This window comes from Erwinia persicina NBRC 102418, assembly GCF_001571305.1.
Classification (GTDB): domain Bacteria; phylum Pseudomonadota; class Gammaproteobacteria; order Enterobacterales; family Enterobacteriaceae; genus Erwinia; species Erwinia persicina.
The window spans coordinates 23,915-48,204 of sequence record NZ_BCTN01000019.1 but is presented as its reverse complement, the minus strand read 5'-3'; the positions used below and the strand labels follow the sequence as shown (position 1 = coordinate 48,204).

Here is a 24,290-nt window from a genome sequence, read left to right as displayed (position 1 = left end):
AAAATAGTGTTGGGTTCTGTGATCGCTGGCACATCCACCCGATTCTGGCCGAGCGAAAGCCGGCAGCAGGAGAATCCGGCTGCCGGGAAGGCCCTGTCGCGCTAGTGCGGGAGTTGCACCCGGTAGAGCGACGTGGTGGCGGTGATATACAGCTCGTTACCGTGCGGGCCACCGAGGGTGCAGTTCGACACGCGTTCAGGCAGCGGGATCTTGCCGCACGGCATGCCTTTGCTGTCGAAAATAATCACCCCGTCGGCGCAGCTACAGTAAAGATAACCCTGCGCGTCGACGCAGAAACCGTCCGGGAAGCCGGGAGCCACTTCGGCAAACAGCCGTCCGCTGCCCAGCTCATGGCCGTCAACCGGATAGACCCGCAGCTGGCGGCGGCCCAGCGTCGGAAAGTCGACCACCGACATATCCGCCACGTACAGCAGACTTTCATCGGGCGAAAAAGCCAGCCCGTTGGGGCGCTGCAGATCGCTGGCGGCGATAGTCAGCCGCTGTGCGATCGGATCGAAACAGTAGAGATAACAGCCGATCACCTGGCTGTGCGCATGATAACCCTCATCGTCGCTGACGATCCCGTAGGGCGGATCGGTGAACCAGATCGTGCCGTCGGATCGCACCACCACGTCGTTAGGTGAATTGAAGCGCTTGCCGTCCACTTTCTCCACCAGCAGCGTGACGCTGCCGTCATGCTCCGTGCGGCTGATGGCGCGGCGGCCGTGCTCGCAGCTCACTACCCGGCCCTGCAGATCGCGGGCGTTGCCGTTAGCGTAGTGGGACGGCGAGCGCCAGAGGCTCACCTCGCCGCTGCGCTGCCAGCAGAACATGCGGTTCCCTTTCACATCGCTGAACACCACGGCATCCTGTTCCGGCAGCCATACCGGCCCTTCGGCCCAGAGTGCCGGGGAGCAGAGTTTTTCCAGCGTCAGGTTGTCAGTCCTCTGCATAGCCCCTCCGCTACTTCACGCCCCAGATGGTTTTGTAATGCCCCTGGTAGTCATTCTGCGGGTCGTAGTGGTTTTGCGGTCCGCCGTCGCTGCCGATGTTCGCTTTAGTGATCAGGTGCGCCGGCGTGACATAGCCTGACGGCGGCTGACCGGCAAAGGCGCGGTTAAACTCATCCAGCAGCTGCCAGCCGTGCAGCTTCAGCGGCTCGGCCACGGTACCGATCTGGCTGTCGCCGCTGCGGATACGCTGGAAGGCCGAAATCGAGCCGTCCCCGGCGGAGATATTAAACGGCGCGTTTTTGCCGCCTTTGCCCGCGGTCTTCAGCGCCGGGGCCATAAAGTCGAAGTAAAGGTCGTTGATCGCCAGCGCGTACTGAAACTTATCGCCATATTTTTGCAGCAGGCTGAAGGTCATTGACGGCATGCGGTTGGCGGTGTCGGCCAGCGGCGTATCGATAAACTCCACCACCTTACAGCCGCTGCACTTCTCAATTTCCTGCTTCATCGTATTGGCCTTATCCAGCGCAATCTGATAGAGCGAATCGGTGAAAATCAGCACCTGTGCCTTACCGCCGGACTGCACCACCGCATACTGCGCGGCAAGGCGGGCGACCTCGTTGGAATCAGAGGTGATGTTGGTTACCACGTTATATTTGGCAATCGGCCCCGGCTGCGGTTCGGCGTGCCAGGCCATCAGCACGATTTTTTGCTGAACGGCTTTTTTCAGCGGGATTTTAGCCACGTTCGGGTTCCAGCCGCCAATGACAATGCCGTCCGGGCGCTGGGCAATGGCCTGATTCAGCGCCGCCAGCTGGTCTTTCACCGAGCCACCGCCGTCGAGCGTTTCCAGCTTCCAGCCTGCTGCGGCAGCGGCTTCACTCAACCCCTGCTGCACGCCCTGCACGCCGCCGTTTTTCATATCCGAGGCAATAAAGATCACCTTCTTGTTCTTTTGCAGGGTCGGCCCGGTGGTAGGTCCGTCCCACTGGGTGACGCTGGCGGTGGCTTTACTGACTGCGGCGGTGGCCTGATCGAGGTAGCTGTCAGCCCAGGCTGGCAGCGAACCGGCCAGCAGCGTGCCAAGAGTCAGAGCAAGAAGATGACGTTTCATAAGGTACTCCCCGGAGTGATGGTGTTTTGATTATTGTCAGGAGTGGCAGCCGGGGTGTTTTGACTGCGCACCACGGCTTTTTGGTTCAGCATCCGGCGGCGCTGGGCGTAACCGGCAAGCGTAATGGAAAGCAGCAGCGTGGCACCGTTAAACAGCGGCTCAACCCAGAAATCGCCGCCAAACTGCTGGATACCGGCAATCCCGATGGCGAGAATAGCGATGCCCACCACGGTGCCCCAGACGTTCACGCGGCCCGGACGGATAGTGGTACTGCCGAGGAACGCCCCGACCAGTGCAGGCAGCAGGTAATCCATACCGACGCTCGCCTGGCCGACGCCCTGCTCGGCGGCGATCAGTACGCCGCTGAAACCGGTGAGCACGCTGGAGGCGATAAACGCGCCGATGGTAAATTTATTAACAGCTATGCCGTTCAGCCTTGCCGCCGCGGGGTTACCGCCCACCGCATACATGCAGCGGCCAAGCGGAGTGTGTTCGGTGATCAGCCACAGGACGATGGCCACGGCCAGTACGTAGAATGCGCCAATCGGAATGCCGAAGATTTCGGTGTGGTGCAGGGCGATAAAGGCATCGGGCAGGTCGCCGACGATCTGGCGGCCCCCGGAGTGCCACAGCGCAACGGCGTACAGCACGGTGCCGGAGCCAAGGGTGGCCACGAAGCTGTCAATATCCGCCAGTGCCACCAGAATCCCGTTGAGCAGGCCGTAAACGGCGGAGATCGCCAGCACCGTCAGCACCGCCATCTGCCAGGAGAAGCCATACTCGACCTGTAAGGTGATGGCGAGGATATGCCACAGCACGATGCCAAAGCCGACGTTCAGGTCGATTTTGCCGACGATCATGGGAATGGTGGCGGCCAGCGCCAGCAGGGCAATTTTGGCCTTACTGGCGAGGATCGCCTGTAATGTCAGCATGCTGGCGAACGAGGGCGACAACACTGAGAACAGGACGGTGAGCAGGACGCACAGCAGCAGCAGGCCGTAGCGGGTGACGATCTGCATCAGCCACGCGGCGGCACCGTGCTCGCCGAGGCTGACCCGCTGCTCCAGCGCGGTAGACTTCACGGATGTTTTGGACATAACAGCTTCTCCTGCCACCGTCAGGCGGTGGCGTTAATGATTCAGACGGTAGCGACCGGCGTTTCCTGGCTGGCCGAAGCCAGTTCGAGCAGGTTGGCGAAGGTGACGCGTTCATTTTTCAGTTCGCCCACCACCTGACCGCGGTTAAACACCAGTGCGCGGTTGCAGATATGGGCGATCTCTTCGAAATCGTTGGAGATCACCAGCACCGCGATGCCGTCGGCCAGCGCCTTGTTCAGCAGGTGATAGATCTCTTCCCGCGCGCCGACGTCGACGCCCGCCGTGGGATCTTCAAGGATCAGCAGCGGGGCGTTGAGGTGCATCCAGCGTGCCATCACCACTTTCTGCTGATTGCCGCCCGACAGCGCACTGATATCCAGATTGACGTCCTTAGGGCGAACATCGAACAGCTGTACCTTCCACCAGCTGGCCCCGATTTCGGCGCGGCGGCCGTAGCGCGACAGCAGGCGGTGGCCGCTGGCACAGGGATTGATAAACAGGTTTTCCCGCACGCTCATCGACATCACCAGGCTTTCCCCGGTGCGGTCACCCGCCACCAGTGAGACGCCTGCCGCCATCGCCTGCTGCGGCGACCCGGCGTGATAGGCGTTATCGCGGAACTGAATGTTGCCACCGCTGCGCTCACGCAGGCCAAACAGCAGGCGGCCAATTTCCTCCTGGCCTGCCCCGCGCAGCCCGGCCAGCGCCAGCATTTCGCCGGGTTGCAGGCTGAAGGAGACCGGGCCGACTTCACCGGTGCACAGCCGGTCAAGGGTCAGCACCGGGGGGCGGGCTTCCGGCAGCGGCTCGCGCCGATCGCCCTCAATGGCCTCTCCGACAATCATCTCCACCAGATCGCGCAGCTTGTACTGCGCCGTCATCCCCCCCGCCACCCGTTTACCGTCGCGCATCACGCAGACGCGGTCAGCAATCTCAATCACCTCGTCCAGGCGGTGGGTGACGTAAATCATGCCCACCTTTTTACTTTTCAGACGGTTGATCACGCTGAACAGGTGGCGCACGTCGTTGGCGGGCAGGGACGCGGTGGGTTCATCCAGCACCAGCACCTCGGCGTTTACCGCTACGGCGCGGGCAATGGCCAGCAGGGACTTTTCGGTACGTGACAGTTCAAAGACGCGGGCATCCGGATCCAGCGCGATGCCCACCTCATCCAGGGCCGCGCGGGAACGTTCGCGCACCGCCCGCCAGTCAATCAGCCCCATGCGGCGGGTAAAGCCCATCACCAGCGCCATATTTTCCGCGACGGTCATCCACTCAATCAGCCCGAGATCCTGATGAATAAAGGCGATCGGCTGTTGCCGGGCGGTTTTTAAACTGGCGGCGGAGGCGATGCTGGCCTCACGGAAACGAATATCGCCTTCGTCGCGGCTGTAAACCCCGGCGAGCACTTTGATCAGCGTGGATTTTCCGGCGCCGTTTTCCCCTAACAGGGCGACCACTTCACCGGGGAAAACGTCCAGACTGACATCGTTGACGGCGATATTGCCGCCAAAGCGTTTGGTGATGTGGTTCAGCGTAAGAATGGGTGTACCGGGTGTATGCTGCATGGCAGCCTCCTGCAACTCCTGGTGAGCATTAACAGCGGTGAAGCCAGAAAAATCACCGCAATATTTCAATATGCGAAATCGAGTTTCAAAAATACTATTCTCAGTTGGAGCGGAAAGCAAAGGAGTGAGTGTTTTATTTATCATTTAAAAACAATAAGTTATTTTTGTTGTTATGGAATTGTGATGGACAGCTCACTTCTGTCTCGTGGCGTTCCGGGCGATTTACGCCGCAGAAATCACACTGAAACATCGTTCCATATTCACAGTGCGGGAAGCATGGGGTAACATCGGGCACCGCCCCGCGAGGGGGCGAAGGAAACCAAGAGGAAGCGTGGATGAGCGTAAAAGCGGATAGCGTGAAGGACGATAAGAAAGACAAACCGCTGGGGACGCAGAGCCTGTTCCGTGGCCTTCAGTTGATTGAACTCTTAAGCAACTACCCGAACGGATGCCCGCTGGCCCATCTGTCTGAACTGTCCGGAATGAACAAAAGTACGGTGCACCGTCTGCTGCAGGGGCTGCACAGCAGCGGCTATGTCACCCAGGCGCCGTCACCGGGCAGCTATCGTCTGACCACGAAATTTATCTCCGTCGGGCAGAAGGCGCTCTCATCGCTGAACGTGATCCACGTGGCGGCACCGCATCTGGAAAAGCTGAATCTGGAGGTGGGGGAGACGGTCAACTTCTCCAGCCGGGAAGATGACCATGTGATCCTGATCTACAAGCTGGAACCGACCACCGGCATGATGCGTACCCGCGCCTACATCGGCCAGCATATGCCGCTGTACTGTTCCGCCATGGGCAAAATCTTTATGGCCTGGGGCAGCGAAGAGTATCCGGCGCAGTACTGGCAGAGCCATCAGGAAACCATCCAGCCCCTGACCAAAAATACCATCACCACGCTGCCGGAAATGCTGGAAGAGCTGAAGGGCATTCGCCAGCAGCGCACCGCTATGGATCGGGAAGAGAACGAACTGGGCGTCTCCTGCATTGCTGCCCCGGTGTTTGATATTCAGCAGCGGGTACCGTATGCGGTATCCGTGTCCCTGCCGACGGCGAAACTCCAGCAGATTGGAGTGAAAAAACTGATGGCTCCGGTGGTGGCCACGGCCAAAGCCATTTCTGCCGAGCTGGGTTTTCACGGTTAACCTGCGGGCTGACCGAACAGGAAGATCAGCCGCGACAGTATTTTAGCGGCTCCGTGGGGTGGCTTTGCAGCGGGACGATCGTCTTTTGCGATCGCCCTTACTTATCCAATCCTCAATGTCTCCAGCGCGCTTAACAGCGCATCCACTTTCGGCGTGAGCTGCTTTCTGCGCGGCCAGACCACGTACAGCGGCAGGCCCGGCACTGTCCGTTCCGGCAGGAAGGGCACCAGCTCACCGCGTGCCAGCTGCTCTTCCATCAGCCACGTCGCCATCTGCGCCACACCCAGCCCGGCCATGACCGCGGAGCGCTGCGCTTCGCCATCCCCCAGCGCCATCCGGTGCGGTACGGTACGCGTGGTGATGCGGCCATCCGGCGAGGTGACATGCCACGGGCTGGTGCTGCCGTCGATGCGGTCATAGACAATCGCCCGGTGCTGTTCCAGCTCCGCTAACGACTGCGGGGTGCCGTGCTGCGTCAGGTAGTCAGGTGAGGCGCAGAAGATCAGCTGTTCGCAGCCGAGATAGCGCACCGCCAGAGAGGGGGGATAGCGGCCTGGCCCACCGATGCGCACCGCGACGTCAATGCCCTCTTCAAACAGATCGACAAACCGGTCCGAGAACGACAGGTTCAGCTGCATATCCGGATGCTGACGGCAGAAGTGATTGAGCAGCGGCATCACATGCAGGCGACCAAAGGTATGGGGGACGGCCACGCGCAGGCGGCCGACCGGAATGGTGCGCTGGGCCGCCAGCACCGATTCGGCTTCGCTCAGCTCCCCCAGCACGCGGGTGCAGGTGTCGTAATAGGCCTGCCCGGCATCGGTCAGTGCCAGACGGCGGGTGGTGCGCTCAAACAGCCGAGATCCGAGGCGTGCTTCCAGTCTCGCCATGCTTTTACTTACGGCAGAGCTGGTCAGATGCAGCCGTTCGGCGGCGGCGGTAAAGCTGCCGCTCTCCACTGTGGCGACAAAGGCAGTGATCCCTTTCAAACGATCTTCAGAGACGGCCATTCATTCCTCCCGTTCATTAATGCTGTGAATTTATACCTGAGATGGGAATTTAATTCTCTATTAAGCTGAAGGGATTCACTGAACAGGAGAGAAATTATGCAACAACGAGCTTTGATTGTGGGCGTCAGTGGCGTCACCGGCAGTGCCCTGGCTGAACGTCTGCTGGCGGAAGGCTGGCAGGTTAATGGGCTGTCACGCGGACGTACGCCGGTGATCGGCGGAGTGACATCGCTGACTGCCGACCTGACCGATGCGGACTCTGTACAGGCTGCCCTGAAGGATGTGGTGGTGGATAAGGTGTTCTTTAGCGCCTGGGCGCGCCAGGAAAATGAGAAAGAGAACATCCGCGTCAACGGAGCGATGGTGCGTAACGTACTGGATGCGCTGGGAGACTCCCTGAAAGGGGGCCATGTGGCGCTGATCACCGGCCTGAAGCACTACCTGGGTCCCTTTGACGCCTACGGCAAGGGCGTGGTGCCGGTCACGCCGTTCCGCGAAGAGCAGGGTCGCCAGCCGGTGGAGAATTTCTACTATGCCCAGGAAGACGAAGTGTTTGCCGCCGCAGAAAAATATGGCTGCACCTGGAGCGTGCATCGCCCGCATACGGTGATTGGCTTCGCCGTCGGTAACGCCATGAATATGGGACAGACGCTGGCGGTGTACGCCACGCTGTGCAAACAGACCGGACAGCCGTTTGTTTTTCCGGGATCCAAAGCACAGTGGGAAGGGGTGACCGACATGACCGATGCCCGTCTGCTGGCCGACCAGCTGGTCTGGGCTGCCACCACGCCTTCCGCGCAAAACCAGGATTACAACGTGGTCAACGGTGACGTGTTCCGCTGGCAGTGGATGTGGGGCGAAATTGCCGCGTACTTCGGCATTGAACCGGCCCCTTTTGCCGGCGAACAGCCGCTGGAAGGGCGGATGGGCGATGCCGCACAGCAGTGGCAGAAGATCGCCGGTGAATGCGGCCTCAAAGAGCCGGATGTCAGCAAGCTGGCGTCATGGTGGCACACCGATGCCGACCTCGGTCGCCCGATGGAAGTGTTTACCGACGTCAGCAAAAGCCGGAAAGCCGGATTTACCGGCTATCAGCCGACGCGTGAGGCCTTTTTTGAGCTGTTTGACCGCTTAAAAGCAGCGCAGTTAATCCCGCGCTGACCGGCAACGGTTGTTTCCTGTGGGAAACAATCGTAGCTTTATAGCGTTTATTGTTGCGCTAAAAACTGGCTGTGGCAGGATGGTTTCAACGGGTGATGACCCACTTTACTTTGAACCGAATCCGAGCGAAAGGTACTGCTATGAACGATAAAGTTGTTAACTGGAATGGTGGCTTACAGCCAGAAGCCGTGAAGATCCTGTCTGCGGAAGGCGGCATGATCGTCTGCCCGACCAAAGTGGGCTACATCATCATGACATCTGACGCCAAAGGTCTGGAGCGCAAGTTTGACGCCAAGCAGCGTAACCGTAATAAGCCGGGCGTGGTACTGTGCGGTTCTCTGGCGCAGCTGAAAGAGCTGGCGCAGCTGAACCCGGAAATTGAAGCGCTGTATCAGCAGCACTGGGACAAAGACGTGCTGCTGGGCTGTATCCTGCCGTGGAAAGAAGAAGCGGTAGCGCGTATCCCGGATGACGGCTCTAAAGAGCTGATGATGGACCGCCGTCAGACCAGCTGTTTCGTCATCAAATTTGGGGTACCCGGCGAGAACCTGGCGAAAGAGCTGTGGGAAAACCACGGCAAGTTCTCCTTCGCCAGCTCGGCTAATCCGTCAGGCAAAGGCAACCGTGGCCTGGTCGAAGGTATCGGCGAGCGTATTGAACAGCACGCGGATCTGATTATTGCCGCCAACGACTATGTGAAGTCTATTCAGCCAAACGAGTCAGAAAAGACCCGCTACGAGCAGGGTGTGATGGTAGCGATGGTTGACGATAACGGCAAGCTGGTACCCGAGCAGAAAGGCGAGCGTAATATCACGCCGTGCCCGATGCTGATCCGTAAAGGCCTGGATGTTGATAAGATTATGTCGATGATGTCGGATATCTTTACGACCTGGGATTACCGTCACGGCAACTACTATTAATTTTACCCGTCATACTCGACGCTACAACGGCGTTGGCTGCATGTGCTCACCCCGGTCACTTACTCAGGTAAGCTCCCGGGGATTCACCCCTTTGCCGCCTTGTTGTAACGCCCATTATTTAGGGTAATTTTACCCGTCATACTCGACGCTACAACGGCGTTGGCTGCATGTGCTCACCCCGGTCACTTACTCAGGTAAGCGCCCGGGGATTCCCCCCTTTGCCGCCTTGTTGTACCAAAATCAGGCCCCATGAAGGGACGCCCATTATTTAGGATGAAATCGTTATCCGCGATAAACCGTAGTGGCCGACCTTATTTTCCCTATCGGCCAGTTCTTACCTTTTCTCCATTCCCTTTCCGGTCGTCATGGCTATTTTTTTAATACCTTCTGCAATGCTTCAATAAATAACCGAACGCGCGGTGAAATAAAGTTATCACTCTTTACCAGAACATAGGATTTATAAATATCCATTTCCCACTCAGGAAGGATCTGCACCAAATCTCCGCACGCCACCGCCTCCTGAGCAATATAATTTGGCAGATAGGCAATGCCGGTTTGGGCTACGGCGGAATTTAACAGGGCAATACTGTTATTGGCGCGAAAGCGGCTGCGGACTTCAATATCCTTTTTCTGCTTCTCTTTACGGAACGGTAATGAAATGGTGTGGGCCGGGCCGCGAAACAGAATGTAGTCCTGGCGCGGCAGGTCATCCGGGCTGGTTATCGCACCGATGTTGTGCACATACGCCGGGGCGGCATACAGCCCCCAGGCGATATCGGACAGCGGACGATAGTGGCGATGTTCCGGCAGTTCGCGGGTAATGGCGATGGCGATATCAAAGCCATCCTCTTCCAGATTGACCGCGCGATCGGTCAGATCCAGATCGACGCTGACGTGGATATTGCTGGCGACAAAGCGGTTAAGCACCGGAACAATGCACTGGCAGCCAAAGGAAACCGGTGCCACCACACGCAGACTGCCGGTAGGCTCTTCGTGAAACTGGCGGATAAACAGGTCGGCACTTTTCACCTCATGCAGAATCCGGTAACAGTAGTGGTAATAGGTCATCCCGACTTCCGTCACCTGAATGCGCCGGGTGGTGCGCTGCAGCAGTTTTGCCCCCAGGCGCACTTCCAGCGCCGTGATCTCTTTACTCACTGAGGATTTTGCCAGCCCGAGTGCCTTCGCCGCTTCGGTATAGCTCAGGGTTTCCACCACTTTGGCAAAAATAATCATCCCGTGCAGGTTTTCAAAATCGCTCATTATTATCCCGGATTGTTTTTAGAGGGAAACAATTCACGATATTAGCATATTCCACGTTTACCGGGCAGTGAAAAGCGGTAAGGTAAATAAAGTTTATTCACTTCATTGGCCGGAATAATACACAGAGATAAATAAACATGGGTCAGACAATCAGTCAGAAAATACTCGCGCGTGCCAGCGGGAGGGAGACCGTCATGCCTGGAGAAATAGTCTGGGCCAAAGTGGATATATTAATGTCGCACGACCCCTGTACACCAGGCGTCGCCAGCGTATTTAAAAAAGAGTTTGGCGCGCAGGCAAAAGTCTGGGATGCCGGGCGTTTTATTATGATCCCGGACCATTTTGTCTATTCTGCCGACCCTCAGGCTAATCAGAACATCCGTGTCATGCGGGAGTTTGCCAAAGAGCAGAATATTACCTATTTCTACGACGTGGGCACACCGCAGTACAAAGGGGTCTGCCATATCGGTCTGGCCGAAGGCGGCCATACCCGGCCCGGAGAGGTGCTGCTGGGCACTGACTCTCATACCGTTACCGCCGGCGCCTTTGGTTGTTTCGCGATTGGCTTAGGCATCACGGATGCGGCCTACGCGCTGGGTACGGGGGAAATCCCGCTGAAAGTTCCGACCACTATCCGCGTCAATTATCACGGCATTCTGCCCACTCATGTCCAGGCCAAAGATTTGATTCTGGCGCTGCTGGCGGAACTGACCGTCGAGGGCGCAACCTATGAGGCGATTGAGTTTGGTGGCAGTGTGATTGACGCCCTGTCGGTCGAAGAGCGTATGACGATATGCAATATGGTGGTGGAGTGCGGAGCGAAGAACGGCATTATGGTGCCGAACCAGGCCACGCTTGACTACCTGGCGGCACGCACCGATGTGCCGTTCAGCCTGGTGACGGCGGATGCCGATGCGGTCTATAGCCGCGTGGTCGATTTTGACGTCACGGGGATGCAGCCTCAGGTGGCAAAACCTCACTCGCCCGATAATGTGGTGGCCATTGATACCCTGAAAAACGTCGCCATTTCGCAGGCCTATATCGGTTCCTGCACCGGGGGTAAGCTGGCCGATTTCATTGCCGCAGCACAGGTGATGAAAGGGCGCAAAGTCACCATCCCCACCTTCGCCGTTCCGGCCACCAAAGAGGTGTTTCACCACCTTATCACCACACAAATCGGGGGCGTATCGGTCTATCAAATCCTGACCGATGCGGGCGTACAGCTATCGTCAGAAGCGGGCTGTGCTGCCTGCTGCGGTGGCCCGCCAGATACCTTTGGCCGTGTGCATCAGCCGATATCGGTGATCGCCACCACCAACCGCAATTTTGTTGGCCGTATGGGACATAAGCGCGCCAGCATTTATCTGGCATCACCTTACGCAGTCGCGGCTGCGGCGATCACCGGCATGATCACCAATCCTGCAGAACTTGGAGTATGAGTATGGAACCGATCATCAGCGGCGCGGTATATGTGCTGGGCGACAACATTGATACTGACCAAATCCTCACTGCAGAGTATCTCAAGGTGAATCCTTCCCTGCCGGAGGGTTACGCCCAGCTGGCTTCCCTGGCGATGTGTGGTTTGCCGGAAGGGGCACTGCCGTTTATTGATGCTGGCAGCGGACGTGCGGCTTACCCGATTATTGTGGCGGGTAAAAACTTTGGCTGCGGTTCCTCGCGGGAGCATGCTGTGATGGCGCTGGGGGCATCCGGGGTAAAAGCGGTGCTGGCCCCATCATTTGCGCGTATTTTTTTCCGCAACTGCGTGGCGACCGGGGAACTGCTGCCGGTGATCTGCTCTGGCGCACTGCATCAGCGGCTGCGTACCGGGGATTTTGTGAAGATAGATCCCCGCAGCCAGACGGTCACACTGCTGGAAACGGGGGAAATACTGAAGACCGACCCGGTGGGCGAGCTGGCGAGGATTATCGAGGCCGGAGGGCTGTTTGCTTATGCGCGCGCCAGCGGGCGCATAAGCCAGGGCGGATAACTTATTTAGCTGACACCGCCAGCGCACCGCCGGCGAAGACAAACAGGCTGCCGGTGGAGCGGTTCAGAATGCGCAGGCGGCGGGCATTAGAGAAGACGCCCGACAGGCGGCGTCCGGCACAGGCGTAGCTGAACATAATGCTGAGATCCAGGACTGCCCAGGTGATGGCCAGCGTGGCAAACTGCATGGCGTGCGGCTGGCTGGCATCGACAAAGTTCGGGAACAGCGCCGCGAAGAACAGCAGATCTTTCGGGTTGCTGATACCGACCGTAAAGCCTTTACGGAACAGGCGCCAGGCTCCGGGCGTGTCTCCGGCGTCCACGGTATTCACGGCGGTGGGTTCGCTGTTATCTCGCCAGGCGGCGATCCCCAGCCAGATCAGGTAGGCGGCACCGACCACTTTCAGGACGGTAAAGGCGGTGGTCGAGGCGGCAAGGATTGCCCCCAGGCCAAGCGCGGAGGCCGTCATCAGCATCATCGCGGCCAGTACGCCACCGGTCACCGTTGCCAGGGCCTGTTTGCGACCGTAGCGCAGGCCGTGGGTCATACTGATCAGGGCCGACGGGCCGGGTATGGCAATCAGAGCGGCAATCACGCCGGTATAAGCCAGCCAGAGTTGAAGCGTCATACATCATCCTTTCTGCTTCCCCTCAGCCTGAGGGGAATCTGTTTGATTCGGTTCGTTGAGTCACGAACGCGACGTAGTTTATTTTCCCGACAGTGAGAAGTAAATCACAGTGGGTAAATATTCCTGCGGATCCTGGCATCGTCCCCCGCGTTCTCAACCGGACGGTTTTATTGGCGATCCCCGGCGGTAAAAATGCCTGATGCGGTCTCAGTATTGTCTGAATCAGGGCGCAGCGGCCTCTTTCTTCCCCTTTTCTGGTTCTGCAGCAGCAGGGCTTTTTCCCTGCCATTCCCTCTGACAGCCGTCCGTCACCCCCTGAAGCTGGCTAACAGATTGATAGCCCTGAAGAATGCCGAATAAAAATGACAATAACGCGGCGGTGAGCTTTTTTCTTAGCATTCAGTCTAAGATGCTGTAATGCATTAATAAAATAATCGTTTTATTTATACAGAGTCGCGGTTTATTCTGTCGGCATCACTTCCTGTATTTTTATTTATGTCAGTAAATTGGGCTTATATTTCGGGTTGTTTATTTTTTGAAATATTCAGTCATTAAGCGTAATAGAAACATCGGGTTGCACGTTGAGACTGGGGTACTATAATAAGCCCCTTATTCTCAAAAAATATTTTTTCCACCAGACGACTTTGCCCATGTATTTTCGGCATCAGGAGGTTCTTATCACTTTTAACCAAAACGAAGCGATGATTGACATTAACCTTGCTGAGAATGAAGCCTGGTATCTCGATTATGAGGCTGGCCCGGAATCGGCGGTTGAGCCACAGCCGGAGCCTATCCGCGGCCTGCCTGCGCCGGACATTCTCACGCCATCAGACCGTTATCAGGAACTGTTTGAGGCCGTGCAGATGTCGCGTATTTTTTCCGACAGTAAAATCTTTGCCGACTGCGCGCCCAGATTCGAGCCGGAGCGCATTCTGTTTCGTTATTACCTGGCCCGCGAGCGGGACGATTTTAACCTGCTGGAATTTGTGCTGGAAAACTTCGAGCTGCCGCACATTCACGACAGCCGCTATGTCGCCGATCCAAATAACAGCATTGAGCAGCATATTGATGCGCTGTGGCCGGTATTAACCCGTCAGCCGGAAAAGCACTGCGAGTTTTCATCGCTGCTGCCGCTGCCCAAACCCTATGTGGTGCCGGGGGGCCGGTTTGGTGAAACTTATTACTGGGACTCCTACTTCAGCATGCTGGGCTTTGCCTCCGCAGGCCGCTGTGATCTGATGCGAAATATGGCCGACAACTTTGCCTGGATGATCGATAAGTACGGGCATATCCCCAACGGTAACCGGACGTATTACCTCAGCCGCTCACAGCCGCCCGTGTTTGCGATGATGGTCGAGCTGTTTGAGAAGAATGATATTCATGAAGCGCAGCACTACCTGCCGCAGCTGAAAAGTGAATATGCATTCTGGATGGACGGGCAGGAAGAACTCTCCCCCAACCAGGCGTACCGACACGTGGTGATGCTGCCCGACGGATCGGTGCTTAACCGCTACTGGGATGACCGCGACACGCCGCGTGACGAGTCGTACCTGGAAGACGTGGAAACCGCGCGCCGCTCAGCGCGCCCGTCGAGCGAAGTGTATCGCGACCTGCGTGCCGGGGCCGCCTCCGGCTGGGACTTCACTTCCCGCTGGCTGGCCGAGCCTGGCCGTCTGGAGAGTATCCAGACCACCAGCATCGTGCCGATCGACCTGAATGCGTTCCTCTACAAGCTGGAAACCACCATTGCCCGTCTGTCGGCGAGCAAAGGGGAGCAGGAGGTTGCTGACCGCTTCCAGCAGCTGGCGCTGCGCCGCCGTGAGGTGGTCGATAAGTATCTGTGGGAAGAGGAAACTGGCCTGTACCGCGATTACAACTGGCGGGAAGGGGAGAAAGCCCTGTTCAGCGCCGCCGCGGTCACTCCGGTGTATGTCGGTATGGCTAGTCTGGATCAGGCCACGCGGACGGCAAAAGCCGTGCGTGACTACCTTCTTGCGCCGGGCGGCATGCTCTGCACGATGGAAGTGACCGGTGAGCAGTGGGACAGCCCGAACGGCTGGGCACCGATGCAGTGGCTGGCGGTCAAAGGCTTTAACAGTTACGGCGATGAACGGCTGGCGCAGGAGATCGCCCGGCGCTGGCTGAATACGGTCGACAGCACCTGGCAGCAGCACCATAAGCTGGTGGAAAAATATAACATCAGCGGTGATGCCGCTCTGCTTGGCGGTGGGGGTGAGTACCCGCTGCAGGATGGCTTCGGCTGGACTAACGGTGTGACGCGCCGCCTGCTGGAAATGTACCCGCCGCGTTAATCCCCCTGGAGGTGGCCGCCCGGCCACCTCTGAGATCAGACTCTGCATTATCAACGGGGCTTATCTGCGCCCGCCAGCCATAAGACAAAAGCTTTATTTCTCCATGAAAAATCATGCTATTACTGGACGTTAACCCGCATGATGATTCGGAGAACCTGAGATGAAAAAATTGTCCCTGACCGCGCTGGCATTACTGGCGGGGTTTAGCGTCTCCGCCCTGGCGGCAGACGAGCTGCGTTTTGGCGTTGACCCGACGTTTCCCCCGTTTGAATCCAAAGCCGCCGACGGCTCACTTCAGGGATTTGATATTGATATGGGCAACGCCATCTGCCAGCAGATGCAGGTGAAATGCGTCTGGGTGCAAACCGGCTATGACGGTATCATCCCGGCGTTACACGCCCGCAAGTTTGATGCCATCCTCTCCGCGATGGCCATGACCGATAAGCGCCGCCAGCAGGTCGCCTTCACCGATATGCTTTACAACACGCCCAGCGCCCTGCTGACGCGTAAAGACAGCAAGCTGCTGCCGGAACTGGCCTCACTGAAGGGCAAAACCATCGGCGTGGCGCAGGGGACAACCCAGGAAGGCTTCGCCCAGACCATGTGGGGCAGTCAGGGCGTTCAGGTCGTGAGTTATCCCAACCAGTCAGAAATTTACCCGGATCTGGCCTCAGGCCGTCTGGATGCCACCTTTACCAATGCGGCCGCCGCAGAATCCGGTTTCCTGAAAACGCCTCAGGGGGCGGAGTATCACATTGCCGGAAAACCGCTGTATGACCCGAAATACTTCGGCGAAGGCGTGGGAATTGGCCTGCGTAAAGACGACGGTGCCCGCATCGCCAGAATTAACGAGGCGATGGCAGAACTGCATAAAAACGGCACCTACGACAGGCTGGCGAAACAATACTTCAGCTTTGATGTTTATCACCGCCCGGAGTAGGCCATGATGGAAAAGACGACGTTGCCGGATTTTCGCCACCAGCGCGACCGCTTTCTCAGGGCGGCCGCAAAGCGGGGGGGCACGATCACCTCTTATCCGCACCCGCTGCGCGGGCCGCAGGACGAGGCGCTCTTTACCGATGTGGCGGTGATCGGCCGAGCCGATGCGTCGCAGGTCATGCTGATCGTCTCCGGCACGCACGGCGTGGAGGGCTACTACGGTTCCGACAGCCAGATTGCCTGGCTGGAGGGGATGGCCGACGATCCCCTGCCCCCGGCAGTGGCGCTGGTGCTGGTTCATCTGATTAACCCGTGGGGGACGGCGCACCTGCGTCGCGTCAATGAAGACAACATCGACCTTAATCGTAACTTCCTTGATTTCCGTAGCCGGGTGCCGGAGAACGTGGCTTATCCGGCGCTGCACGGCATCTATACCTGCCGCGACCTTGACGGGCCGGAGCGCGCAGCCGCCGACGCACAGATGGCCCTGGCGTGTGCCGGGGTGGGCTGGAGTGGCGTAAAAAGGATCGTCGAGGCCGGACAGTATCAGTTTCCAGACGGGATTTTCTTCGGCGGCAGCGAGGCCAGCTGGTCACAGCAGATCCTGCAACAGATTATCGCCCGTCATCTGCACAGGGCGCAGCGGATCATCAGCTTCGACCTGCATACCGGCGCCGGCGCCTGGGGCCATGCGATGCTGCTGGCAATAGCCGGCCACCCCTACCCGGCGCACGATGAGGCGAAACGTCTGTTTGGCGAGTGGCTGACGGTGATCGTAACCGGTGAAGACGGTGAGAGCGATACCGGCGTGACCGCAACGGCCACGGGCTACCTGTCGCAGTTTATGCTGGACCAGCTGCCTGAAACCGACCTGATCCAGCTGGTGGTCGAGTGCGGGACGTATGACGGCCGCGAAATGCACCGCCGCGTGCGTGACGACCACTGGCTGCATCTGTACGGAGACCTGCACAGTGAGCAGGCCAGCGCGGTGAAACAGCAGCTGTTTGAGGGGTTCTACCCGGCTGATCCTGACTGGCGGGCGCTGACGGCACTGCGCACGCAACAGATTTTCCAGCGCGGCTGGCAGGCACTCCAGCAGTCAGTTCACAGTCGCCCGTAGAAGGTCATGCGGGCGCTTTCTGACAGCGCAATGTCCGGGCGGGCGTTGTAGGCCAGCACCACCAGCATGCGGGTGATATCCCCTTCCGTTGGCGTTACCCGGTGCAGGGCGTTTCGTCCGCGGAACAGCACCAGGTCCCCCGGCTCAATCGCCAGTTTTTCCACCGGATGCTGGCCGTCCAGCACCGCCCCGACGCCGCTGTAGTTCATCTCACCCGCTTCGGCGTTACGCAGATGGCTGACGTATTCAAAAACCCCGCCCGCCTGCGGCTTCTGGATCAGCAGCGTGATGGCGAACGACGAGTTATCAAAATGCCAGCCCAGCTCCTGGCCGGTGTGCGCGTAGTGCAGATTGATCGACGACAGGCGGTCGGCATAGGGGAACAGCTGCTGCTCATCCAGTACACCGCAGAGAAACGCTTTAAAGGCGGCCGAATCGTACAGGGTGCGCAGGGCAGAGTCGGCGGGGATCTCTTCATCGGTAATACAGCCTTTCGATGAGATCACCTGACGGTTACGCGGATGGTCGGCGGCAAAAGCCGCGTCGGTTTTTTGCAGATAGACGTTGTGCCGGCTGCTGGCATAAAAGGCCAGATGCTGGTTGTCCTCGCCTTCCTGCTTAATGGCGGCCAGGGCGGCAGCGGTTAAAAAACCGCGCAGCACCAGGGCACCCTGTGCGGCAAGCGCCTGCTGACAGCGTGCAGTGTAAGCGGCATCGGTAATCGGGTGAGCACTCAGGTTCAGCAGCGAGGCAAGCGGGTTCATTCGGTTCTCACGGGCAGAAGGGCAGGTGATCCACTGTACGACGGCGTCCCGCGGTGCGCTACTGATTTTGCACGCTTTTTAACCGCTGCACAGACTAAAAAGCACCGGGCGCTGCCGCCGGGTGCTTTTTTGATGTTCCGACCCTCGCGGGAACGACGGGGAAGGTTTACCGGGGGAAACGGCTGTTAAGGCGGTGTACTCAGGGCCACCAGATCGACCTGTTTCAGCAGCGATTTCAGCGGAGCGAACAGCGGCTGCGGCAGCGCAGCCGGATCGCACCAGTGCCAGCCCTCACACTTTTCCGGCTCACAGCGCTGCGGCGTGCCGCTGGCGTGATACGCCAGCATAAACAGCGTGACGTAATGCTGCTGTTCGGCCTGGAAAATATCGTTGGTAAATGGCCCGGCGATGCAGTCGCCGGTCACCATGCCGCACTCTTCCAGCGCTTCACGTGCTGCACACTGCTGTGGGGTTTCCCCGAACTCCAGATGCCCGCCGGGGGCCGACCAGTCGCCGGCACCGTGGCTGCCCCGGCGTTTCCCCAGTAACAGCTTACCGTCACGGAAAATAAGTACGCCGACCCCAATACGTGGTGATGACATCGATCTCTCCCATATGACCGGATTAGCGGAACAGTTTCTGCACGAACTCAGCATAGGCGGGCCGCCAGACATCCATCTCGTGACCCAGCTTCGGCCAGGCGTGATAATCAAACTTCACGCCTTTTTCCTCCAGGGTCTGCTTCAGCCCGGCGATATCTTTTCCGGTCACGATGTCATTTTCGCCCACCACCACAGTAAAATTTTTCAGCTGACGGTTAATCTGCTGCGGTTTTTCCAGCTGCGCCGCCACCCGTGCGTCAGGGACGGTCGTGGTGCTGACGCCGCTCAGGGTCGCCAGCGCGCTGAAATAATCCAGGTGGCTGAGGCCGGACACCAGGGCCTGGTAACCCCCCTGTGACAGGCCCGCCAGAGCACGGCCCTCTGCATCATGACGCACGTTAAAGCGCTGGTTGATCAGCGGAATAATATCGTGGATCAGTTCGCGGTCGGCCGCCTGCGCATTGCGTGGATAGAACAGTTTGCGGCGTTCCTGCGGCACATAGTCTTCCGGCGTGGTGGTGGCGGTATCGGTTTCCGTATCCGGGATCACCACCAGCATCGGCTTGATTTTGCCTTCCGCCAGCAGGTTATCCATCATTTCCGGCACCCGCCCCTGGTCGATGGCCGAACGCAGGCTGTCGCCGAAGCCATGATAGAAGTAGAGCACTGGCAGCGGCGCGCCTTTACCGTCATAGCCCGGCGGCGTCCATACCGCCACCTGACGCTCCCGCTTCAGCTGAGGCGAGTGATAGGTCAGCGTGCGCACATCACCGTGCGGCACGTTGCGCACATCGAGAATACTGCCCGGTACCAGGATCAGGCTGGTGTTCACCTGACGCTGCGGCTTGGCATACGCTGTTCCGGTATCAATACTGCGGAAGCCATCGACGCTGAAGAAATATTCATACAGATTAGGGGCCTGTACCGCTGAGCGGAAGCTCCAGATGCCGCTGGCATCTTTCACCATCGGGTGTGACACGTAGCTTTCCGGCGTGGCCCCGGTAAACACCGAGACCTTTTTCGCCTGTGGTGCATACAGCCGGAAGGTAATGCTGCGGTCAGCGTTCACCTGGGTCACGTACTGGTTTACCGGCCGGTCCTGGGGAGGAAAAGGCGGAAAATCAGCAGGCAGCGTGGCGGAAAAGGCCGGGAGCGTAGCACCCAGCAACAGGCCGGACAGCAGCAGTGCAACAGCAGACTTCTTCATCGGTTACGTCCTTATCGGTTAAGCACATCAGGGGCAGATTACCACCAGACTTCGGCCTGCACGCCCAGCGAAAGCTGATCGTTTTTACTGTCCTGGAAGCGGTAATCTGACAGTCCGTTGTCCAGCACGTGCAGGTACGTGCCGTAGAAACGGATCTCCGGGCGCGAGTTAAGAATGCTGGTATCCACTTTCAGCGCGTGATACAGCGTGGTTTTATAGCCGGACTCTTTCAGCGTGTCGCCTGACTGGGTTTTATTGCTCTGGGTGAACCAGCCCAGCTCCACGCCGGTCTGATTATAGCTGTCCCAGATCCAGGCCGGACGTACCACGGTACGCAGGCTCTCAAAATCACTGTGTGAACCACTCTCGTAGCTGTAAACATCGTTACCGCGCGAGTAGACCAGCGCATTGGCCATGATGATTTTATCGCTCAGGTACATTTCACCCTGTGAGATGGCGCGGAATGCCGTGCCGTTGGTATGGTCGCCATAATAGTACCCGTTGTAGCTGACATTGGAACTGGCCCCGTTGTAATTGGCAAAACTGCTGGCGAAAGAGTTGTTCCCGGCCTGCAGGCTGAAGTCGTTGAAACCCTTGTTGCTCAGCTGTTGCCGCACAATGGCCGTGGCCAGCCAGGCATCTTTCAGCGTGTAGAAGCGATCACTGCCTTCATTACTTTTCTGCTCATCCGTTTTATTGGCCATGGAATATTTACCCATCACCGTCAGGGTGGCGCTGTCCCACAGCGGCAGGTCTTTATAGCGTGCCTCGACGGAGTTGGTGTTCATCTGGGTCTTATTGTTGAGATCGCGCGAGTAAACGTCGATATCTTCACGCGTCAGGGACAAATCTACCTTACCCGGCCCGGCCGCCAGATTTTCGATGCCAATACCGCCGCCGACGTCCGTACGTACGCTTTTCCAGTCCAGCATCTGGATCTCATAGACCGGCAGGGTGTGTTTACCGACCCAGAAGTCCGCCTCAGGCGCGAAGGGCAGGAAGCCTTTGGTGGTCAGATAGATATCGGAAAATTGCAGCAGGTTTTCATTGCCGTTGTTATCACCAAACCAGCCGGAACCGTACTGCTGACTGACGTTACCATCCAGTTTGACGATGGCTTCGGCGCTTTTACCGTTCTGCTGATAGACCCGCTGCTTCAGCAGTAAGTCGAACCAGCCGCTGTGCTCGTTACCAAAGCGCCCGACGGAGCCGATCGCATAAGACTGCGGGGAGCCATTGTTGCCGGTTGCCCAGCCGCTGCGCAGGTAGCCGGAATAAGTGAAGCCGATCTCGTCTTTGACATACTGGCTGATCTCTTTCAGGCTGACCGGCTGGCTGCTTTCGCCAGCGGCTGAGGTGCTGGCCACCTCCACCGTTGAGCGGGCACTGACCGGGGCAGGCGTCGTGCTGGCCTCTGGCGGGCTGACCGCTGTCGCACGTTTTGCTATAGCCGGCTGTTCGTGCCGGGCTTTATATTCCTGAAATTCTGTTTGCGTGCGCTGCAACTCTTTTTCCAGCAATTCCAGCCGCTGCTCCAGCGTTAATTTAGCGGCAAGAAGAGAGGATGGAAACAGAGCAGAAGTAATAAGAACGGCTATTATTGTTAATGACGATTTTTTCACTTTTTAGCTTCCCAGGTGTGGCATGATAAATAAAAGACATGCGGTTTCCCTGCCAGTCTTACCGCTAACGGGCATAAAATGTAGAGCGGGTGCGAATGCAGACGACGCTCTTTTAAATCAGAGGGTTATTTTTATCGTTTTATTTCTTTTCTCTTCATTCTCCTTATTCATTTCTGCGAAACACTTTTCTCAAAGCAAAAAAAAACCTGAATAGCTTTTCTTACCGCTTAATCAGGGTAAGAAAAACGCTTCAGGTTTTGCCTGTCACCAGTCGGCTGGTAAACAGTAACAATCCAGAGTGTCGGTTAACGAAAATTCACTTTGAAATATTTCGTAATAGAATGATTTTGTCTCAGTTGCCGACGCGGCTGCAATGATATTTTCATTCTCAGTTTACAATCTGTGATGAAACTAACACTTAGCCTTCACCGGCATGGCTATCCTCCCTGTGGGAACATCAACAGCACCTTTCAGGAGATCTGCAATGAGTCACCGTTTTATCAGCGAAGACCAGATCCGCGACCGTTTCTCTAAAGCGATGTCAGCGATGTATCAGAAGGAAGTTCCGCAATATGGCACGTTGCTGCAACTGGTGCGCGAGGTAAATCAGCAGGTACTGGCAGAAAGCCCGGATGCGCTGGATGCCGCTCAGTGGCCGCAGGAGGTCAACCGCCTGAGCGTGGAGCGCCACGGCGCTATCCGCGTGGGGACGGCGCAGGAGCTGTCGACCCTGCGCGAGCTGTTTGCGGTGATGGGGATGTCCGCCGTGGGTTATTACGATCTTTCCACCGCCGGGGTACCGGTACACTCCACCGCGTTCCGTCCGGTATCGGAGGCTTCATTACAGGTTAACCCGTTCCGGGTCTTTACCTCACTGCTGCGGCTGGAGCTGATTGAGGACCCGGCGCTGCGCGACAGGGTGAGTGAGTTGCTGGCCCGGCGCGATATTTTTACTCCTCGCCTGCGCGAACTGCTGGCAATACATCAGCAGCAGGGGGGGCTGACGGATGAACAGGCGGATGAGTTTGTGCGGGAGGCGCTGGACACCTTCCGCTGGCATCATCAGGCTTCGGTCGATCTCAGCACCTATCATGCCCTGCTGGCCCAGCATCGCCTGATTGCCGATGTGGCGTGCTTCCGCGGGCCGCATATCAACCATCTGACGCCGCGCACGCTGGATATCGATCGCATACAGCAGCTGATGCCGGAGTATGGCATTACGCCGAAAGAAACCATTGAAGGGCCACCGGCCAGGCGCTGCCCGATCCTGCTGCGTCAGACAAGCTTCAAGGCGCTGAATGAGGCGATCGATTTTACCGACCAGACGGCCGGCACACATACCGCGCGCTTTGGCGAAATTGAGCAGCGCGGCGTGGCGCTGACGCGCAAAGGGCGGGAGCTGTACGACCGGCTGCTGCGTGAGGCCTCGGCCGAAAAACACGACGACAACGCCAGCCACCAGCGCCACCTGAGCGCAGTGTTTGCCGCGTTCCCTGATGACGCTGACCAGCTGCGTCAGCAGCAGCTGGCGTTTTATCGTTACCGCCGCGATCCGCAGCACGGCGTCTCACCGGGCGAGGATCTGGAGAGCCAGATCGCCCGGGGCGCGGTGATTGCCGAACCGATTATCTACGAAGATTTCCTGCCGGTCAGTGCGGCCGGTATTTTCCAGTCTAATCTGGGCGGCGACACGCAGCGAGTGAGCAGTGGAAACCCCAGCCAGGCAGCGTTTGAGCAGGCGCTGGGCTGCCCGGTTATTGATGAGTTTGCGCTGTATCAGCAGCGACAGCAGGACTCCCTCGATCGTCTGTTTCTGTAGACGCTGACCTTCTGGTTCCGCAGGGGCTGACCTTTTGTTCCGGTCAGCCCGCCCGCGGTAGAATTCCCCGGCACGGGGTGGCCTTAACCGTCAAACGGCGCGCGACCGGTCAGCACGCGCTCGATCACGTTCAGTGCTCCTTCCTGGTTATTGCTCTCGGTATGATAACGTGCAACGTGTTTCACGGCAGGCTGCGCGTTGGCCATGGCAAAGCCAAATCCGGCCTGGGCAACCATCTCAATATCGTTGCCGCTGTCGCCGATGGCGACCACTTCATGGTCGGCAATCTGCCACTGACGCTGGAGCAGGGACAGCCCGTGGGCTTTATGCACGCCGGGGATGATCAGGTCAACAAAGCCAAAGCCGCTGGATACCGGGGCGACGATGCCATCCAGAGCATGGCCAATGTGTGCCATCAGCTCCGGGATCTTTTCATCGGCCAGGTTCAGCGAGAATTTGAAGATGGTGTCATCCAGCGCGGTGAAGTCGTCGCGCAGTTCCAGGCGGTGATAGTGCTTCGCCATCAGCGCCCGCAGCGAGTCGGGGGCACTCTTGAGCATATAGGCGCTGCGCGGCCCGCAGACCACGGTGTGGGCATAGGGTAGTGTGCCCAGCACCGCCAGCACTTTTTTCAGATGGTCATCGCTTAACGCACCGCAGAACAGTGTCCTGCCTGCGTCAACGATGTTCGCGCCGTTTTCAGAGACAAAAGCAATCTCATCGCGGATGTCCGGAAAAAAGCTGATCAGCTGGTAATACTGATTGCCGCTGGCCACGACAAACTTAATATTTTTCTCTTTAAGCTGCTGATACTGCGCTAAAAAGCGCGCTTTATTATAGGTTTTATGGTCATCGAGGAAGGTGCCGTCCATATCGACAGCAATCATTTTAATCATCAGGTCCCCTGAGTAAAAAGTAAGAACAGTGTCCATCATCGTTGCAAACGGTGAAGGAAAAAAGAGGCAGTTTTTGCACAAGGTTTCCTCTTTTAACGGCGTTACGCCAGTGCTACGACCGGGCAGGCGGGGCGGACTGCGCCCGAAGCCCGGTTACTGG

General features: G+C 58.0%; 21 protein-coding genes. 9 read left to right on the top strand and 12 right to left on the bottom strand.

Translation table 11 applies throughout. From position 1 onward, the window contains the following. Window positions 1–101: 101 nt before the first annotated feature. Genes EPE01S_RS18395 through EPE01S_RS18380 form a run of 4 tightly spaced genes read right to left on the bottom strand, consistent with a single transcriptional unit; the run spans window position 102 to window position 4,729 of the window. Complete coding sequence (locus tag EPE01S_RS18395) at window positions 102–953, bottom strand: SMP-30/gluconolactonase/LRE family protein (RefSeq protein ID WP_174522434.1); 852 nt, start codon at window positions 951–953, stop codon at window positions 102–104. Between the two features lie 10 nt (window positions 954–963). Next, window positions 964–2,064 carry an ABC transporter substrate-binding protein gene (locus EPE01S_RS18390; protein ID WP_062748044.1) on the bottom strand — a complete coding sequence of 367 codons (1,101 nt, stop codon included), beginning with the start codon at window positions 2,062–2,064 and terminating at the stop codon, window positions 964–966. Then, the gene (locus EPE01S_RS18385; protein WP_062748042.1) at window positions 2,061–3,161 is read right to left on the bottom strand and encodes an ABC transporter permease; all 1,101 of its coding nucleotides are present in this window, start codon (window positions 3,159–3,161) and stop codon (window positions 2,061–2,063) included. Before EPE01S_RS18385 ends, EPE01S_RS18390 begins: the two co-directional genes overlap by 4 nt. 41 nt (window positions 3,162–3,202) lie before the next feature. Further along, window positions 3,203–4,729 (bottom strand): sugar ABC transporter ATP-binding protein, encoded by a 1,527-nt coding sequence (locus EPE01S_RS18380; protein ID WP_062748040.1) that lies wholly within the window; start codon window positions 4,727–4,729, stop codon window positions 3,203–3,205. A gap of 335 nt (window positions 4,730–5,064) precedes the next feature. On the opposite strand from EPE01S_RS18380, the gene EPE01S_RS18375 reads away from it, so the two are divergent. Beyond that, window positions 5,065–5,877, top strand: coding sequence for an IclR family transcriptional regulator (locus EPE01S_RS18375; RefSeq protein WP_062748038.1), 813 nt, complete (start codon window positions 5,065–5,067; stop codon window positions 5,875–5,877). A gap of 101 nt (window positions 5,878–5,978) precedes the next feature. On the opposite strand, the gene EPE01S_RS18370 is transcribed toward EPE01S_RS18375, so the two are convergent. Continuing rightward, a complete protein-coding gene (locus EPE01S_RS18370) occupies window positions 5,979–6,887 on the bottom strand; it encodes a LysR family transcriptional regulator (protein ID WP_062748036.1) in 909 nt (302 codons plus the stop codon). Window positions 6,888–6,983: 96 nt separating this feature from the next. Between EPE01S_RS18370 and EPE01S_RS18365 the strand changes: the two genes are divergently transcribed. Continuing rightward, window positions 6,984–8,048 (top strand): SDR family oxidoreductase, encoded by a 1,065-nt coding sequence (locus tag EPE01S_RS18365; protein ID WP_062748034.1) that lies wholly within the window; start codon window positions 6,984–6,986, stop codon window positions 8,046–8,048. Between the two features lie 140 nt (window positions 8,049–8,188). Then, window positions 8,189–8,968: an L-threonylcarbamoyladenylate synthase gene (locus EPE01S_RS18360; protein WP_062748032.1), complete on the top strand. Its 780-nt coding sequence runs from the start codon at window positions 8,189–8,191 to the stop codon at window positions 8,966–8,968. A gap of 369 nt (window positions 8,969–9,337) precedes the next feature. On the opposite strand, the gene EPE01S_RS18355 is transcribed toward EPE01S_RS18360, so the two are convergent. Further along, a complete protein-coding gene (locus EPE01S_RS18355) occupies window positions 9,338–10,231 on the bottom strand; it encodes a LysR family transcriptional regulator (RefSeq protein WP_062748030.1) in 894 nt (297 codons plus the stop codon). A gap of 137 nt (window positions 10,232–10,368) precedes the next feature. On the opposite strand from EPE01S_RS18355, the gene EPE01S_RS18350 reads away from it, so the two are divergent. Both EPE01S_RS18350 and EPE01S_RS18345 read left to right on the top strand, forming a co-directional pair. After that, on the top strand, window positions 10,369–11,670 hold the full coding sequence (locus EPE01S_RS18350) for a 3-isopropylmalate dehydratase large subunit (RefSeq protein ID WP_062748028.1): 1,302 nt from the start codon (window positions 10,369–10,371) through the stop codon (window positions 11,668–11,670). Further along, window positions 11,667–12,221 carry a LeuD/DmdB family oxidoreductase small subunit gene (locus EPE01S_RS18345; protein ID WP_062748026.1) on the top strand — a complete coding sequence of 185 codons (555 nt, stop codon included), beginning with the start codon at window positions 11,667–11,669 and terminating at the stop codon, window positions 12,219–12,221. Before EPE01S_RS18350 ends, EPE01S_RS18345 begins: the two co-directional genes overlap by 4 nt. Window position 12,222: 1 nt before the next feature. Here the strand turns inward: EPE01S_RS18345 and EPE01S_RS18340 are convergent, their stop codons facing one another. Beyond that, on the bottom strand, window positions 12,223–12,849 hold the full coding sequence (locus EPE01S_RS18340) for a LysE family translocator (protein WP_062748024.1): 627 nt from the start codon (window positions 12,847–12,849) through the stop codon (window positions 12,223–12,225). 650 nt (window positions 12,850–13,499) lie between these two features. Between EPE01S_RS18340 and treF the strand changes: the two genes are divergently transcribed. The 3 genes from treF (at window position 13,500) to EPE01S_RS18325 (ending at window position 17,220) form a co-directional block, all read left to right on the top strand. After that, window positions 13,500–15,161, top strand: coding sequence for an alpha,alpha-trehalase TreF (gene treF / locus EPE01S_RS18335; protein WP_062748022.1), 1,662 nt, complete (start codon window positions 13,500–13,502; stop codon window positions 15,159–15,161). Window positions 15,162–15,321: 160 nt separating this feature from the next. Then, window positions 15,322–16,101, top strand: coding sequence for an ABC transporter substrate-binding protein (locus tag EPE01S_RS18330; protein ID WP_062748020.1), 780 nt, complete (start codon window positions 15,322–15,324; stop codon window positions 16,099–16,101). A gap of 3 nt (window positions 16,102–16,104) precedes the next feature. After that, a complete protein-coding gene (locus EPE01S_RS18325; protein ID WP_137269805.1) occupies window positions 16,105–17,220 on the top strand; it encodes a DUF2817 domain-containing protein in 1,116 nt (371 codons plus the stop codon). Here the strand turns inward: EPE01S_RS18325 and EPE01S_RS18320 are convergent. The 4 genes from EPE01S_RS18320 to EPE01S_RS18305 form a co-directional block, all read right to left on the bottom strand. After that, window positions 17,205–17,984, bottom strand: a complete 780-nt coding sequence (locus EPE01S_RS18320) for a HalD/BesD family halogenase (protein ID WP_062748018.1) — start codon at window positions 17,982–17,984, stop codon at window positions 17,205–17,207. The genes EPE01S_RS18325 and EPE01S_RS18320 overlap by 16 nt on opposite strands. Before the next feature lie 185 nt (window positions 17,985–18,169). Further along, window positions 18,170–18,586, bottom strand: a complete 417-nt coding sequence (locus EPE01S_RS18315; protein WP_062748016.1) for a nucleotide triphosphate diphosphatase NUDT15 — start codon at window positions 18,584–18,586, stop codon at window positions 18,170–18,172. Window positions 18,587–18,608: 22 nt separating this feature from the next. Continuing rightward, window positions 18,609–19,793, bottom strand: coding sequence for an alpha/beta hydrolase-fold protein (locus EPE01S_RS18310; protein WP_062748014.1), 1,185 nt, complete (start codon window positions 19,791–19,793; stop codon window positions 18,609–18,611). A 38-nt stretch (window positions 19,794–19,831) separates the two neighbouring features. After that, window positions 19,832–21,415, bottom strand: a complete 1,584-nt coding sequence (locus EPE01S_RS18305) for a carbohydrate porin (RefSeq protein ID WP_062748012.1) — start codon at window positions 21,413–21,415, stop codon at window positions 19,832–19,834. 484 nt (window positions 21,416–21,899) lie between these two features. On the opposite strand from EPE01S_RS18305, the gene hglS reads away from it, so the two are divergent. Further along, the gene (gene hglS / locus EPE01S_RS18300) at window positions 21,900–23,234 is read left to right on the top strand and encodes a 2-oxoadipate dioxygenase/decarboxylase HglS (RefSeq protein WP_062748010.1); all 1,335 of its coding nucleotides are present in this window, start codon (window positions 21,900–21,902) and stop codon (window positions 23,232–23,234) included. 83 nt (window positions 23,235–23,317) lie between these two features. On the opposite strand, the gene EPE01S_RS18295 is transcribed toward hglS, so the two are convergent. Continuing rightward, window positions 23,318–24,133, bottom strand: a complete 816-nt coding sequence (locus EPE01S_RS18295) for a Cof-type HAD-IIB family hydrolase (protein ID WP_174522435.1) — start codon at window positions 24,131–24,133, stop codon at window positions 23,318–23,320. Window positions 24,134–24,290 lie beyond the last annotated feature (157 nt).

Coding starts and splice junctions, on each gene's coding strand:
- EPE01S_RS18395 (WP_174522434.1), bottom strand. CDS start 953: ATGCAGAGGACTGACAACCTGACGCTGGAAAAACTCTGCTCCCCGGCA.
- EPE01S_RS18390 (WP_062748044.1), bottom strand. CDS start 2,064: ATGAAACGTCATCTTCTTGCTCTGACTCTTGGCACGCTGCTGGCCGGT.
- EPE01S_RS18385 (WP_062748042.1), bottom strand. CDS start 3,161: ATGTCCAAAACATCCGTGAAGTCTACCGCGCTGGAGCAGCGGGTCAGC.
- EPE01S_RS18380 (WP_062748040.1), bottom strand. CDS start 4,729: ATGCAGCATACACCCGGTACACCCATTCTTACGCTGAACCACATCACC.
- EPE01S_RS18375 (WP_062748038.1), top strand. CDS start 5,065: ATGAGCGTAAAAGCGGATAGCGTGAAGGACGATAAGAAAGACAAACCG.
- EPE01S_RS18370 (WP_062748036.1), bottom strand. CDS start 6,887: ATGGCCGTCTCTGAAGATCGTTTGAAAGGGATCACTGCCTTTGTCGCC.
- EPE01S_RS18365 (WP_062748034.1), top strand. CDS start 6,984: ATGCAACAACGAGCTTTGATTGTGGGCGTCAGTGGCGTCACCGGCAGT.
- EPE01S_RS18360 (WP_062748032.1), top strand. CDS start 8,189: ATGAACGATAAAGTTGTTAACTGGAATGGTGGCTTACAGCCAGAAGCC.
- EPE01S_RS18355 (WP_062748030.1), bottom strand. CDS start 10,231: ATGAGCGATTTTGAAAACCTGCACGGGATGATTATTTTTGCCAAAGTG.
- EPE01S_RS18350 (WP_062748028.1), top strand. CDS start 10,369: ATGGGTCAGACAATCAGTCAGAAAATACTCGCGCGTGCCAGCGGGAGG.
- EPE01S_RS18345 (WP_062748026.1), top strand. CDS start 11,667: ATGAGTATGGAACCGATCATCAGCGGCGCGGTATATGTGCTGGGCGAC.
- EPE01S_RS18340 (WP_062748024.1), bottom strand. CDS start 12,849: ATGACGCTTCAACTCTGGCTGGCTTATACCGGCGTGATTGCCGCTCTG.
- treF (WP_062748022.1), top strand. CDS start 13,500: ATGTATTTTCGGCATCAGGAGGTTCTTATCACTTTTAACCAAAACGAA.
- EPE01S_RS18330 (WP_062748020.1), top strand. CDS start 15,322: ATGAAAAAATTGTCCCTGACCGCGCTGGCATTACTGGCGGGGTTTAGC.
- EPE01S_RS18325 (WP_137269805.1), top strand. CDS start 16,105: ATGATGGAAAAGACGACGTTGCCGGATTTTCGCCACCAGCGCGACCGC.
- EPE01S_RS18320 (WP_062748018.1), bottom strand. CDS start 17,984: ATGAACCCGCTTGCCTCGCTGCTGAACCTGAGTGCTCACCCGATTACC.
- EPE01S_RS18315 (WP_062748016.1), bottom strand. CDS start 18,586: ATGTCATCACCACGTATTGGGGTCGGCGTACTTATTTTCCGTGACGGT.
- EPE01S_RS18310 (WP_062748014.1), bottom strand. CDS start 19,793: ATGAAGAAGTCTGCTGTTGCACTGCTGCTGTCCGGCCTGTTGCTGGGT.
- hglS (WP_062748010.1), top strand. CDS start 21,900: ATGAGTCACCGTTTTATCAGCGAAGACCAGATCCGCGACCGTTTCTCT.